The organism is Achromobacter sp. Marseille-Q4954 (genome assembly GCF_943737025.1).
Taxonomy (GTDB): domain Bacteria; phylum Pseudomonadota; class Gammaproteobacteria; order Burkholderiales; family Burkholderiaceae_B; genus Achromobacter; species Achromobacter bronchisepticus_A.
On sequence record NZ_CALSFQ010000001.1, the window covers coordinates 2900298 to 2914733 of the forward strand.

Annotated in this window: 10 protein-coding genes; 5 read left to right on the forward strand and 5 right to left on the reverse strand. The window is 65.3% G+C overall.

What is annotated here, in order from left to right; genetic code table 11:
• Positions 1-84 precede the first annotated feature (84 nt).
• From NGK62_RS13665 to NGK62_RS13680, 4 genes are all read right to left on the reverse strand, one after another.
• A complete protein-coding gene (locus NGK62_RS13665; protein ID WP_251878689.1) occupies positions 85-4152 on the reverse strand; it encodes an autotransporter outer membrane beta-barrel domain-containing protein in 4068 nt (1355 codons plus the stop codon).
• Between the two features lie 160 nt (positions 4153-4312).
• Positions 4313-5068 carry a GntR family transcriptional regulator gene (locus NGK62_RS13670; protein ID WP_251878691.1) on the reverse strand — a complete coding sequence of 252 codons (756 nt, stop codon included), beginning with the start codon at positions 5066-5068 and terminating at the stop codon, positions 4313-4315.
• Positions 5065-6834 (reverse strand): glycerol-3-phosphate dehydrogenase/oxidase, encoded by a 1770-nt coding sequence (locus NGK62_RS13675; protein WP_251878693.1) that lies wholly within the window; start codon positions 6832-6834, stop codon positions 5065-5067. The genes NGK62_RS13670 and NGK62_RS13675 overlap by 4 nt, the downstream gene beginning before the upstream one ends.
• Complete coding sequence (locus NGK62_RS13680; RefSeq protein ID WP_251878695.1) at positions 6831-8321, reverse strand: FGGY family carbohydrate kinase; 1491 nt, start codon at positions 8319-8321, stop codon at positions 6831-6833. The genes NGK62_RS13675 and NGK62_RS13680 overlap by 4 nt, the downstream gene beginning before the upstream one ends.
• Before the next feature lie 178 nt (positions 8322-8499).
• Here NGK62_RS13680 and NGK62_RS13685 point away from each other — a divergent pair, with 178 nt between their 5' ends.
• From NGK62_RS13685 to NGK62_RS13705, 5 genes are read left to right on the forward strand one after another with little or no spacing between them, the layout of a single operon-like run.
• Positions 8500-9534, forward strand: coding sequence for a substrate-binding domain-containing protein (locus tag NGK62_RS13685; RefSeq protein ID WP_059377361.1), 1035 nt, complete (start codon positions 8500-8502; stop codon positions 9532-9534).
• The gene (locus NGK62_RS13690; RefSeq protein WP_118933435.1) at positions 9531-11054 is read left to right on the forward strand and encodes a sugar ABC transporter ATP-binding protein; all 1524 of its coding nucleotides are present in this window, start codon (positions 9531-9533) and stop codon (positions 11052-11054) included. Before NGK62_RS13685 ends, NGK62_RS13690 begins: the two co-directional genes overlap by 4 nt.
• A gap of 41 nt (positions 11055-11095) precedes the next feature.
• The gene (locus NGK62_RS13695) at positions 11096-12082 is read left to right on the forward strand and encodes an ABC transporter permease (RefSeq protein ID WP_251879594.1); all 987 of its coding nucleotides are present in this window, start codon (positions 11096-11098) and stop codon (positions 12080-12082) included.
• Positions 12079-13059, forward strand: coding sequence for an aldo/keto reductase (locus NGK62_RS13700; protein ID WP_251878697.1), 981 nt, complete (start codon positions 12079-12081; stop codon positions 13057-13059). Before NGK62_RS13695 ends, NGK62_RS13700 begins: the two co-directional genes overlap by 4 nt.
• Before the next feature lie 13 nt (positions 13060-13072).
• Positions 13073-13921 carry a class I fructose-bisphosphate aldolase gene (locus NGK62_RS13705; protein ID WP_251878699.1) on the forward strand — a complete coding sequence of 283 codons (849 nt, stop codon included), beginning with the start codon at positions 13073-13075 and terminating at the stop codon, positions 13919-13921.
• A 28-nt stretch (positions 13922-13949) separates the two neighbouring features.
• Here NGK62_RS13705 and fdx read toward each other — a convergent pair whose 3' ends face one another.
• Positions 13950-14288, reverse strand: coding sequence for an ISC system 2Fe-2S type ferredoxin (gene fdx, locus NGK62_RS13710; protein ID WP_251878701.1), 339 nt, complete (start codon positions 14286-14288; stop codon positions 13950-13952).
• Positions 14289-14436 lie beyond the last annotated feature (148 nt).

Consider the following 14436-nt stretch of genomic DNA (forward strand, 5'->3'; position numbering starts at 1 on the left):
GCGAATCAACGCGAGTCCTTCGGTCTTTCCCACGGTTCCCAAGCCCCACCTTTGTTGCCAGTTGCACCCCATCACCTGGCGGGACTACCAGGTGTATTTCACGCCCGCGCGCAGGGCGTACTGACTGAAGTCCTGTGCGCCCCATGCTCCCGACACATTGGTCCATCCCGTCCAGCGCTTGCTGAACTGGGCGTTGGCGCCAAGCTTCAATTCGTAGCGGTTGCTCGGATACATGCTGCCCACCGGCAGTTCGTTGAATGAGACGTTGCTGGACACGCCCGTGTGCCACCAGTTCACCGTCATGTACGGCTGCCAGGCGCTCTTGTCTTTCTCATGCACGTACGTCCGGTGAATCCGCACGCCCAGGCGCGTGATCAAGCCATGTGAGTTCGCGCCGTTGACCTGGGTGCCGTTTGGCTCGGTGATGTCGTCCTCGTTATAGCCCACATAGATCAGCTGGCCTTGCGGCTCGATGACCCAGTTGTTGCGGGCTGGGATGGCGTAGCCGGTCTCGCCCGAGACCGCCCAGCCGGTGGCGTTGTAGCGCACGGTCGGCAGCAGCTGGCCTTCCACGCGGTTGTTGAACCAACCGTATTGAAACCAGGTGTCGACATAGGCGCCCAGCTTCTGCTCGTCATTCTGGTACCAGGTGCCGTAGGCCCCAACGCTCCAGCCCTCGACCTTGCCCTTCGCGCTATACGGATTGCCCCGCGCGTTCGCGTCGGTGCTGGCCGAGCCGTAGCTGCCCATCACGCCCAGGTGCAGGCGATCTTCGCCGTTGTCGCGGAACACCTTCCACTTGGCCAGTTCGACGCCACCGTGCAGCAGGAAGGAATCGGTGCTGGTCTTGAAGACGCCGTTGGCGCTACGGCTGTCCTCCCATTTGCCGACCACGCGCAGCCAGCCCGAGCGGGGCTTGTCGTCCGTGCGGACGAAGCCCTGGCTTTCGACGTACTGCGGCTCGCCCAGGCGGTCGTGCAGGCTGTGAACGAACATCTGGCTGGCCAGGCGCTGGTTGGCGAGATAGGCGGCCACTTCGGGACGGTACAGAGGCGCGGGAGGCTCGGGGGGCGGCACCGGTGGTCCCGGCGGCACCGGCGGCACTGGCGGTCCCGGTGGTCCCGGCGGCGTTGGTGGCACCGGTGGTCCGGGTGGCGCCGGGCTCTCCTCCGTGCGCAGGTACCAATTTCCATCCTGACTCTGCGGCCCGCCTTTGAACAACTGATACTCATACGCGCCTGCGACCGCGCGCCCGTTCAGGGCGAAGTCGCCGTTCGAGTTGCGGTCGACTTTCACCACCTGGATGCCATTGCCTGCCGTCAATGCGCCGGGACCGCCTGCATTGGTGACCCGCAACTGCGTGGTGCCGGCGGTGTCGCCATGCACGATCAGCTTGTCGGTTGGCGAGGACGAGTCGCCCAAATAGGTGTGGATCGAAATCAATCCATTGTTGCCGGTGTAGTTGTTATTGACTGTCAGGGTCTTGAATCCACCCGACGCAGGCGGCGCATAGTTGATCAAGCCGCCATGCGTCAGGGTCGCCACGACTGAACTGGCGGTCATGTTCCATACGCTGGGGGCATCTGTGCTTACCCCCGGACCTTGAACCTGGCCGGTCAGCACCGCGCCGTTCTGCAACGCCAGGAAGGCTCCGCCATCTCCTCCCACATCGCTGTTCAAACGTGCCTTGCCCTGGCTGCCATCGAGCGCGAGGGTGCCCTGGGCGACTACGGTCTGGCCTGTCCACGGTGTCAAGCCGCTCAAGGTCAGGGTCCCTGGCCCGGTCTTCGTCAGGGTGGCTGCACTCGCATCGAAGTCGCCGGCAAAAGCGGTATTGAGGCTGTTGGCAAGCGTGATTTCCCTGTCGGCGCGGTTGAGCTGGCTGCCGGCAACGCCGGAGAGATTTTGCAGCGTCGTACCGGCAGCGCTGATGCCGCTGACGTCGAGCAATACGTCGGCGGCGTTCAGCTGGACTCCGGTGCTGCTGGATATGTCGCCCGGGCCCTGCAACAGCACGGTGCCGCTGTTGATCTGGGTGGCTCCGGTATAGGTGTTGGGGGCGGAGAGGATCAATGTACCGGCGCCCGCCTTGGTCAGCGTAACCCCATCCCAACCCAGGTTTGTAGCCGTCTGGTTGGTCAGCGGAATGTCTACCTCGAAGGTATCCGTTGGGTTCACCAGGGTGAACGTGCCATGGCCCTGCGCAACCCCGCCGAACCAGCTCATGTTGAGCCCGATGTCGTAGTTCAGATCGCCATTGCGCTTTTGGCCGGCGTAATACAGATAGTCTGGCGTGACCTGATCGACCGACAGGCGGTCAAAGTCTCCCTGAATGGGATTGTTGGCCCGTACCGCGTGTATCCATTGCGTGCCAACCAGACTGGCCTTGTTCGGTATGGTCAGCCAGGGGTTATAGACGTTCAGCGTGCCGCCCAAGGTGGCATTGTTGGCCACAAGCTTGGCGCTTTCCTGAGTGCTGGGCGTGTCGTTTCGCCCTGCATCCCCGCTGATGTTCAGCGTGCCGGCGGCCTGTTGCACCCAGTCTCCGCCTACGGTCAGAATGCTGCCGGTCGGGCTGGCGGCATTGAAGAGATTGATCACGCCAGAAGTGTTGTTGACCTTGGCGGTGGTGGCGCTGCCCTGATTCGCGCCCGGACCATTGATGAAGAAATTGCCCGAGCTTGCTTCCAGCGTCGAGCCGCCAAGAATATTCAGCGTGGACAGGGTGTTGTAATTGGCGGTGGCGCCGCTGCCGCGCGGGGCCAGTGTCCAAGCCGAGCCGTTGTCCAGGTTGACGGTTGTCGTGCCCTGCGTCGTGGCAATGACCCCCTTCATGCTGGTATTGCTGGCGTTCAGCCTGAACGAGCCAGTGCTGGTCTGGCTGACCAATGCGGCCGCAGCATTGGCATTGATACCCGTGCTGTTGGACAGGTTTACGACTGCGTTGTCGGCGCCGCTGGCAACGGTGATCAGGTTGTAGGCGCCGCCTACATTCAAACTGGCGCGGTTGAGGCTGACGGCCATGTTTTTGCCAGTCTCAAAATAAATGGAACCTGCCTGGTTTGTGGTGAAGATATTGCTGCTGGTGCTTGAGCTGCCGTTGTATGTCCCGCCATCCAGATTCAAATGCAGGGCATACGAACTGCTCCCGGACGTGGAAATAGTCATGGTGCCCAAGGAATTGACTGTGCCTCCTGGCACTCCCGTGGTGCTGCCAATGACAATGCCATCATTGCCCGTCAAGCCGCTGGTAGTGATCGTCGTATTGCCGTTGAGGTTGACCGTGGAGCCATTGGAGGCATCGACGCCGCGCGAGCCGCCCAATGATGTCGTCGTATTGATGGCAAGGTCGCCCAGCACAGTGACCGTGCCGCCGCTACCCGCCCAGATGCCGGACGCGCTTCTCTGGCCCTTGATCGTCATCTTGCCGCCGGCGATGGTCACGCGATCCAGCGTTGCCGAGGGTGCGATTCCGTCCTGCCCGACCAGAATGCCATAGCTGTTGGTGACCGCAGTCGTGCCCGTCGTAATGTCTACCAGCCCCGCCGTAACCACGCCGCCCTGATATGCGCGAATGCCAAAGCCGCGATTGTTGGTCACGGAAGTCAGGTTGCCGATAGATATGGTGCCCCGCCCAGCATCCGTACCCGTCGTAGGCGAGGTGCCATTGCCTAACGCGTATACGGCGGCCGCATACCCTCCGGACATGGTGATGTTGAAGTTGCCGCCAGTAATCGAACCGCCGCTATTCGCGTGGAGTCCGGTATTGCCTGTAGACGGTGAGGTGCCGCCTGTCCCCGTCGAATTGAGCGTGCCATTGCCGGCAAAATTGATCCGCGAACCCGCGCCGCTCGCCACAGCGTTACTGATATTGTTGGTGGTGGCTTGGGTGGTGACGCTGACGGCAGTGCTGTTGACGGATAGTGTCGCTGCGCCAGTCGCTGTCAATGCATTTCCTGTTGGCGCCGTATAGCTATTCAGCGTGGCCGAGCACGTCGAACCTGCGTTGGCGGTAACACTGATGCCTGTGTCCGGACTACAGGCTGCATAAGCCGCCGTGCCGAACATTCCGGAAAAAATCATGACTGGCAGCGCCAGTCCTACACCCGTTGGAAAGATGACTTCATGATTACCTAGATTTTTCTTATCCATGACTACTCCGGAGGGCAGCACTCGATAAAAGAAACATCTATATCGTCATGATGATATGTTTTTTTATATTGTTTCAGCGATAAAGTTCTTCGGCAGCGTTGCGAATTCGCGACGCGGCTTCCGCGAAGCCGGGCAACGCGACATCGCGTCGTGGGGCGCCTCAGGTAGTGGTCTGCACATGCAACCGGCTGGACTTGCAGCGGTGCAAGGCGCGGTAGTGCTCCAGCGCCCGTCCGTTGGCGCCATAGGCGATGGACTCGATGCGCAGCAGGGGTTCGGGTTCCTTCATGCCCAGCAATTCGCAGGTCTGGGTGTCCGGCTGCACCGCGTCGATCCAACGTTCCGCGCGCACGATGCGCAGGCCGTACTGCCTGCGCAGCACGTCATACAGCGAGCGGTTTTCCAGACGGGTGCGGTGCAGGCCCGGCACCAGATCGGCGGGCACCGCCGTTTCCACCAGCAATTGCAGTTCGCCGTCGACGCTGCGCAGGCGCTTGAGCGCCACGACCTGGCTGTCTTCGGCCAGCCCCAGCGAACTGGCTTCGTGCGTCGTGGGTGCGCGTAGTTCCTGCAGCAGCACCTGGGTGCGTACCGTGCGGCCCTTGCGTTCCATTTCGTCCGAAAAGCCCAGCACGGTGGACACGAAGTCTTCGTCGCGCTCGCGCGCCGATACGAAGGCGCCCTGGCCGCGGATCTTGTAGATCAGGCCGTTGCGGACCAGGTCCGCCAGCGCTTCGCGCACGACGATGCGCGAAATGCCATATTGCTCGCCGAACTCGGCCTCGGTGGGCAGCTTGTCGCCGACGGCCAGTTCGCCTTGCAGGATCTTGCCGCGCACCACGTCGCGGAACTGAGTCCAGAGCGGGGCGCCGGCGCTGCGGTCCAATATGGCTTCGGTGGAGATGGGGCTGCTCATGTCGTCAAAGAGTTTGAAATCGAACCTGTAGCCAAGGCGGATTCGGCGGGCTCTGCCCAGGACGCCTCGTCTGGAGGAAGTTGAACACAATGCCGGTCCCGCAGCGTCGCGGTGCAGGCTCGTAACTCGTCTTGCCGGCGCGCAAGGCTCCAGCCCAGCTCGGCCGCGGCGATATCCGCCAGTTCCGCCAGCAGTGCCGGCGTGACTTGGCCGCGGATGGCCAGCAAGGTGCGCCGGATCACCAGGTCGGCCAGGTGCTGCACAGCCGTTTCGCGGCACAGATAGCGGATCTCGGCGGTTGAATGATCTGGCGCGTGGCGCAAGGGCTTATCGCCCGCCGCGGCGAAATCCGCCGCCATGGCGCCTGCCCGTGAACCATAGCGCATGAACAGTTCGGCGACGCGCCCGCGGTCCAGCGCGGCGGCTGCCTGAATGCTGTCCAGAAAGCGTTGGCGTCCCGCCGCATCGGCGGGCATGCCCGCCCCGCCGCCGATAGCCACCTGCTCGGTCGACTGGCGCCGTGCGCGGCCCAGCTGCTGCAGCACCGCGTCGGCCGCCAGTTGCGCCAGCGAACGGAAGGTCGTCCATTTGCCGCCGACCAGGCACACCATCGGCACCTCGCGTCGGGCGTTGGGCGGGTCGATCACCACCGCGTGATCGCGCGATATCTGTCCGGGCTTGTCGGCATCCGACTGGGCCAGCGGCCTGACGCCCACGTAAGTGTAGACCACGTCCTTGCGGCAGAAATGCAGGCGGGGAAACACCTCATGCAACACGTCGAGCAGGTAGTCGATCTCCGCCGGCTCGGTCGCGGCGAGGTCGGGATCATCAATCGGAATGTCGGTGGATCCCACCAGCACCCGGTCCAGGAACGGGTAGACGATGCACACCCGGCCGTCGGACGCTTCGAAGTAAGCCATGCGCCCCTGGAGCGCGGCGCGTAGCGCCGGATGGTCCAGGATCAGGTGTGACCCCTTGGTGCCCATGACGCGCGAGCCATCGCCTTCCAGCGCGCCGGCCGCGCGGTCCAGCCAGGCGCCCGTCGCGTTGACCACCGTGTCTGCCGTGACTTGCACGGATTCGCCGGTCAGCGCATCGTGCAGCGTAATGACGCGGCCTTGGCAAGCCGTCACGCTGCAGTAGTTCGATGCGACCGAGGCCGGATGGCCGCGATGGGCATCGTCGATCAGCTCCAGCACCAGCCATTCCGGATGCCGTATCCAGGCGTCGTAGTACGTGGCCGTCCAGCGCACCGCCGCGCCGAACAGCGTACTGTCCGCCGCCGGCACGCGTTCGATGCGATGTTCCGGCATGACGCGCTGGTTGCGGCCCAGCTTGTCGTAGAGGCGCAAGCCCAGTCCCACCACGCACCGCCCGCGCGCGCCCGGCGAGGCGTTCAGGCCGGCAAAGCGCAGCATGCTGCCCCACAGGCCGCCGAAGCGGCTGGATAGCGGCACCACGGTTTCCAGCGGCTGCACCAGATGCGCCGCGTTGCGCAGCAGCAGATTGCGTTCGCGCGTGGCTTCGGCCACCAGGGAAAAGGATCCGCTTTCCAGGTAGCGCAAGCCGCCGTGGATCATGCGCGATGGCGCGCTGCTGGCGCCTGCGGCCACATCGCCCTTGTCGACGATCAGGCAATCCACGCCCTGCAGCGACAGGTCGCGGAACACGCCAGCCCCGTTGATGCCCGCGCCAACGATCACGGTGGAAAAATGGCGGCCCGCCAGGGAGGCCGGGCGCACGAAAGGCGAGGTGCGCGGGGTCATCGGGCGGGTCCCGCAAGATGGCCGAAAGCAGGGGCCATGCTGTCCACCAAGCCATGGAAGCTGTCGTAGAAGTCGGCGTGCGCCTGCGCTTCGGCGGCAAGGGGCTCGACCCGTTCGCATGGGGCGGGCAGCAAGTCATCGCCGCCAGGGTTTTGCGACAGCGCGGCATACAAGGCGGCGCCGCGCGCGCCGGTTTCGTCGTCGCCGCAGCGTTCCACGGCGTGGCCCAGAAAGCCCGCCAGCAGGCGCGCCAAGCGCAAGTCCCGGGCGCCGCCGCCCAACGCGGCCACTCTGCCCGGCACGCCCAGACCAAGCGCCGCCAGGCGTTTCAGATGCCGCGCGTGCAACGCCAACACGGCGTCGACCACGGCGCGCGCCATGTGCGCGCGGGTGTGATGCCCTTGCAGGCCGACGTATCCCGCGCTGGCTCCCGCCGGCCAGCTGCCGCCATTGATGAAGGGCAGAAAACGCAGACCCTCGGCTCCCAAGGGCACCTCCATCGCGCAATTCACCGCCGCGGCCGCATCCTGGAACTGCAGGGTGCGCGCCAGCCAGGCCACGTTCGCCATCGATGAGGGACTGTTTTCCAGATAGAGCCTGCGATCCGGATCGCCGAAGCTGACGATGGCGCCAACTTCCGGCTTCGGTTCGCGGGCCGGCGCCACCACCGCATTCACGCACCAGGTGCCGAGTACGGCCACGGCATGGCCCTGGCGTTCTGCATTCACCGCTTTCAGCGAGGCGAGCAGATCGATTGCGCCCAGCGCCACGGGCAGGCCGGCCGGCAAGCCGAAGGCGGCCGCCTGGGCTGGCCGCAGCCGGCCGATCACGGCGCCGCTGGGCGCGATGGGCGCCAGCGCCGTGGCGGCCAGGCCGGACAGGCCGGCTGCCTCGCAAGCCATCGTGGACCAAGTCCCGGCATTGAGCGACAGCAGGCCCGCCGTACTGGCGTCGCTGGCGTCCGTGGCGATCTCGCCGGTCAACAGGAACCCCAGATAGTCCTTGGCGAACAGCAGGTGGCGGATGCGGCCGAGTTGACCGGCGTCCGCGCCGTAGAGTTCGGCCGCGATCAGCGACGACTGCCCCGACCATGGCCGGCAGCCGACTTCGTCATACAGCGCGTCGCCCATGCGGCGGCCCAGCGCCCGGGCGCGGGCGGCGGCGCGCTGGTCGGTCGATGCCACCGCGCGGCCTCCCAGCAATTGGCCGCTGGCATCCAGCGCATACAAGCCGGCGCCATGACCCGTGCAGCACAGCGCGCGCACGTCGGCCACGCGCGGACCCAGTTGGGCGGCCACGCCTTGCAAGGCCCGCGCCAGCGCCGTGTGGATGGCGTCCGCGGGCAGCTCGCAACCGCCTTGCGCCAATTGCCGATAGGGCAGCGCGCCGCCCGATGCGGCCAGTGTGGCGCCGCTCCCGGCCTCGAAGGCAACCGCCTTCAAGCCCGTGGAGCCCATGTCTATGCCGAGGTAGATGTCTGTTCTCATGTCATAACATTGTCTACGGAAATTTCACGCAGGATAGCAGTGTTTCCCCTAGTAATTTAAAAAATCCGGCTGCAATATAGTTCAGCGATGTCATAACAACGATTCGACCGAAACAGGTTGAACAACAGGCACCGAGGGCTGCAGGGTTCTTGGAACGATGCGAAAAAAGGAGCGGAACATGAGACGAGATTTCTTGAAGACCGTAGCGGCGGCGGGCGCCGGCCTGGCGAGCGCCAACGCCTTTGCGCAGAACACCCCGCAAGCCCCCGGGCTGCGCGGCAACGCCAACGATGTCTACGTGATGAACGTGATGGTGTCCGGGGTGGAGTACTGGTTTCCTGTCTACGAAATGATGAAACAACTGGGCCATTCGCTCGGCGTGCGCACCCGCTATTCGGGCACGCCCGAATACGACGTCAACAAGCAGCTGGCCTCGTTCGAGCAGGAACTGGCGCGCAAGCCGGCCGGCATCCTGCTGCATCCCATGAACCCCGACCCCTTCATCGAACCCATCAACCGCGCCGCGGCCATGGGCATTCCGGTGGTGACCTTCGCGGCCGACTCGCCCAATTCCAAGCGCGTGTCGTTTGTCACGTCCGACAACGACCGCGAAGGCGCGCAGGCCGCCGACGCCATTGCGGCCTCGCTCAATGGCAAGGGCGAGTACGCGGTGCTGGAAAACCCCGGCCAGGACAACCATGACCGCCGCGTCGCCGCCTTCATCAATCGCATGAAGACCCAGCACCCCGGCATGAAGCTGGTGGGCCGCGCGGCCAGCAACCAGGATCCGAACAAGGCGTACCAGGCCACGCTGAGCCTGGCGCAGGCCAACCCCGGCCTGGGCGCGCTGTTCATGCCCGAAGCCAATTCGGCGCTGGGCGCGGCGCAGGCCTCCATCGAGACCAAGAAGAACATCAAGGTCCTGTGCTGCGACGTGAACGCCAAGATCCTGGACATGATCAAGTCGGGCGAGGTCTTCGGCTCCGTCAATCCGAACCAGGGCGTGCAGGGCTACATGGGCATGATGCTGCTGTTCCTGGCGCGCAACCAGCAACTGATCGACCCGATGAACGACGCCAAGCGCAACGGCACCAACCCCATGGCCGTGCCGTTCCTGGACAACGGCCTGTCCATCGTCAGCAAGGCGAACGCCGACGACTTCTATTGGGACAAGTACCTGGCGCGTCGCGGCACCAAGGGCATCAACGAATGAAGGCGCCCGCAGCGCTGCTGGAACTGCAAGGCATCAGCAAGCAGTTCGGCGCGTCCAAAGCCCTGGCCGACGTGCGCTTCACGCTGCGCCGGGGCGAAATCCATGCCTTGTGCGGCGAGAACGGCGCTGGCAAGTCGACGCTGATGAAGATCATCGACGGCATCCATCAGCCGGACAGCGGTGACATCTACCTGGAAGGCGAGCGCGTGGTCATCAATGGGCCGGCCCATGCGATGCGCCTGGGCATCGGCCTGGTCCACCAGGAAATCTCGCTCTGCGGCGACGCGACCGTGGCCGAGAACATCTTCATGCCCATGATCAGCGCCGGCGCGCAGGCCTGGATGGACTATGCCGGCCTGCAAGAGCGCGCCGCGGCCGTGCTGCGGCGGCTGGGCCAGGACATCGATCCGGGCTTGCGGGTCGATGCGCTGGGCATATCCAGCCAGCAGTTGGTCGAGATCGCCCGCGCCTTGACGCTGGACTGCAAGGTGCTGATCCTGGACGAACCCACCGCCGCGTTGACGGAAGTGGAGTCCGTGGCGCTGTTCCGCGTATTGCATGACCTCAAGGCCCAGGGCATCGGCATCGTCTACATCAGTCACCGCATGGCCGAGATCTTCGAGCACTGCGACCGCGTCACGGTGTTGCGGGACGGCCGCGACGTGCACAGCGCCGATATTGCGGCGCTTTCTCCGGATGCGCTGGTGCGCTGCATGGTGGGCCGCGACCTGGGCAACTATTACCCGCCCCGGCAGGCGGCTGGCGATGCGCCGGCCGAGACCCTGCTGGAAGTGGAGGACCTCGCCGATGGCGCCGCCGTCCACGGCATCTCGTTCACGCTGCGCCGGGGCGAAATCCTGGGCATCTCCGGCCTGATGGGCGCGGGCCGCAGCGAGCTGGCCGAAACCGTGTGCGGCCTGCGGCGCGCGCGACGAGGCGCCGTGCGGCTGCGCGGCCAGCCCCTGCGGCTGCGCCGCTACGCCGATGCCCTGCGCCACGGCATCGCCTACCTGAGCGAAGACCGCAAGGCCGCCGGTCTGTTCCTGGACATGCCGATCGAGCAGAACGTGTCTTCGATGGCGCTGCGCCGCATCAGCTCGCGCTTCGGCCTGCTCAAACGCACGGCGGAACGCAGCCTGGCCGTCGAGCTGGGCGCCCGGCTCAGGCTCAAGTCGGACGGCGTGGCGATCGATGCCAGTTGCCTGTCGGGCGGCAACCAGCAGAAGGTGGCCATCGCCAAACTGCTGGCGACCCGCCCCTCGGTGCTGCTGATGGACGAACCGACGCGCGGCGTGGACGTCGGCGCCAAATCCGAGATCCATCACCTGCTGCGCGACCTGGCCAATCAGGGCGTGGGCGTGGTGGTGATCTCGTCCGAGCTGCCGGAGATCATCGGGCTATGCGACCGGGCCCTGGTCATACGCAACGGCAGGCTCGCCGGAGAACTGGCGGCAAGCGAGATGACGGAAGAAAAACTGCTGCGGCTGGCCTCGGGCCTGACCGCCGAGGAGGCCACATGACGAGCGACCTGAAAACCCAGCCGGCGGCGCAAGCGGTCCTGATGCCTCCCGCCGCCGGCCTGCCGACGGAGCCCCGCCCAGGGCGCCGGCTGGGCAGCTTCCGCGAAGCGGGACTGCTGCTGATCATTGCCGCGTTGTGCGTCGTCATGAGTTTCGCATCGCCGCATTTCCTGACTTGGGAAAACGTGCGCGCCATGCTGCTGTCGTTTTCCATCGAAGGCATCGTGGTGGTCGGCATGACCATTCTGGTCATCGTCGGCGGCATCGACTTGTCGGTGGGCTCGGTGGTCTGCCTGGCCATGGTCATCACCGGCAAGCTCTTCCTGCTGGGGCTGGACCCATGGACCGCGAGCCTGGCCGCGATCGCCGTCTGCACGATGGTGGGCGCGCTTATCGGCGGCTGCGTCACGCGCATCGGCCTCAGCCATTTCATCGCGTCGCTGGCGTTCATGGTGATCGTGCGCGGCCTGTGCCTGGCAATTACCCAGGGTACGCCGCAATCGCTGTTCTCATTGCCCCCGCAGTTCAAGTTCATCGGGCAGGGATCCATTGCGGGCATACCCGCCGTCATCCTGATCTTCGCAGCCATCGTCGTCGTCAGCGACTTCGCGTTGCGCCGCGCCTCCTTGTTGCGCAAGGTGTTCTACACCGGCAGCAATGAAAAGGCGGCGCTCTATGCCGGCATCCGCACCGGCCGCGTGAAGTTCTGGGTCACGGTGCTGTGCTCGACCTTGGCCGGCGTCGCCGGCGTGGTCTACACGGCCCGCTTCGGCGCTGCCACGCCCAACTTCGGCGTGGGCATGGAACTCAACGTCATCGCGGCGGTGGTGATCGGCGGCGCCAGCCTCAAGGGCGGTTCGGGCACCGTGCTGGGCGCGGTGTTGGGCCTGGCCCTGCTGTCGGTTGTCACCAGCTCGCTCATCCTGCTGGACGTGTCGCCGTACTGGCAAGACGTCGTGAAGGGGCTGATCCTGCTGGGCGCCGTCACCGTCGACCATCTCATGAACGTCAAAAAGGTTTCCCGATGAAGACTACAACACTGGGCGCGTCCGGCATCGTCTGCGAATCCGTCGGCCTGGGCACCTGGGCCATGGGCGGCTGGATGTGGGGCGGCGGGGACGACGCGGCCGCCATTGCCGCCATCCAGGCGTCCCTCGACGCGGGCGTGCGGCTCATCGACACCGCGCCTGCCTATGGCCTGGGGCATGCCGAAAGCCTGGTCGGCCAGGCCCTCAAGGGGCGCCGCCAGCAAGCCGTCATCGCCACCAAATGCGGACTGGTCTGGCACACCCGCCAAGGCGAGCATTTCTTCGACGAGGAAGGCCAGGCCGTGCACCGCCACCTGGGCCGCGCCTCCATCTTCCACGAAGTGGAGCAAAGCCTGGCGCGGCTGCAGACGGACTACATCGACCTCTACATCACCCATTGGCAGGACGCCGGCACGCCCGTCGCCGAGACCATGGACGCCCTGTTGGATCTGAAGCGGCAAGGCAAGATCCGCGCCATCGGCGTCAGCAACGTGGATCCCGCCACCTTGACGGAATACCTGCGCCATGGCCCGGTCGACGCCATCCAGGAACGCTACAGCCTGATCGACCGCGAGATCGAAGCCACGCTGATGCCGCTGTGCCGCCGCCACAACGTCGGCACCCTCGGGTACTCCTCGCTGGCGCTCGGCCTGCTGGCGGGCCCCATCGATCCGCAGCGCCGCTTTACCGGTGACGACCAGCGTGCCGGCAACCCCCGCTTCAGCGTCGCCAACCGCAGCCGGCTGCAAGGCTTCTTCGCGGAACTGGAGCCGCTGCGCCAGCGGCTGGACTGCTCGGCTTCGCAGCTGATGATCGCCTGGACCACGCGCCCAGGCGGCGTGTCCGTGGCGCTGTGCGGCGCCCGCACGCCGCAGCAGGCCATGCAGAACGCCGGCGCCGCCGCGCTGGAACTGTCGCCTGAAGACCTCGGCGCCATCGACCAGGCGGCCGGGCGCCACCTGCAAACACTGGATTGAACAAGGAATTCCCATGCTGCACAGAAAAGAAGCGCGTCTGAACCGGCTGCTGAACGGCGGCCGTTGCCTGGACATCGCCGTCGACCACGGCGTTTGCAATGAACCCAGCTTCCTGTCCGGACTGGAGGACATGCCGGCCGTGATGGAACAGCTGGCCGCGGCGCGGCCCGACGCCATCCAGCTGAACTACGGCCAGGCCGACCTGCTGCAGCAGCGTCCAGGCCGGGACAAGCCCGCGCTGGTCATGCGCCTGGACATGGGCAACCCCTACAACGCCACGGCCCATCGCGTCATGTGGGCCGTGCTGCAGAACGAGCAGGACCCGGTGCTGCCTGCGGTTCAGATGGACGCGGCCTGCGTGGTGGTCAACCTGTTCATGCTGCCGGACGAACCCGACCTGTTTCGCCAATGCGTCGCCAACATCGCGCGAGTCCGCGCGGACTGCGACCGCTACGGCATGCCGCTGATGATCGAACCCCTGGTCATGGCCCCGCACTCCGCGCGCGGCGGCTACATGGTCGATGGCGACGCCGAGAAGATCGTCACGCTGGTCAGGCTGGCGCGTGAAATGGGCGCCGATATCGTCAAGGCCGACCCCACCACCGCCACGCGCGATTTCCACCGCGTGGTGCAGGCGGCGCGCTGCCCGGTGCTGGTGCGCGGCGGCGGCCGCGAAGACCTGCGCCAGGTCTTCGAGCGGTCGCGCGAATTGCTGGATGAAGGCGCGGTGGGGCTGGTGTATGGCCGCAATGTCTACCAGCACGCCGATCCGTCCTCAGTGGTGCGGGCGCTGATGGCCATGATCCATGACGACGCCAGCGCCAGGCAGGCGTGGAACCTTTACGAAGCAGGCGGCCGATAGGGCGCGCGGCGCTTCGGCCGCAAGGTTCCTAGTGCTCCTCCTTGGCATGGTTGATCGTGTACTTGGGAATGGCGACGGTAAGGTCTTCCTCCGCGACGATCGCCTGACAGCTCAGGCGGGACTGCGCTTCCAACCCCCAGGCGCGGTCGAGCAGATCCTCTTCGGACTCATTCGCTTCGTTCAAGGATTCGAAACCCTTGCGCACGATGCAATGGCAGGTGGTGCAGGCGGCACTCATGTCGCATGCATGTTCTATTGCAATGCCGTTGGCCAGCAAGGCCTCGCAGATCGTGGCGCCGGCCTGCACCTCCAGCTCGGCGCCTTTGGGCGCCAGTTCTGCGTGTGGGAGTACGGTGATCTTGGGCATATCTGATTCCTGTTCAAGGACGTCTCCCTGTTCAAAGGAAGGCGTAGTGGCGTGAGAGAAGCCTGGGGCTTACCAACGTTGGAATGTCAAGGCCGCCAGAAATGCGCGAGAACCCTGTGGAAATCCACACGATCGGTCTAAAATCCGC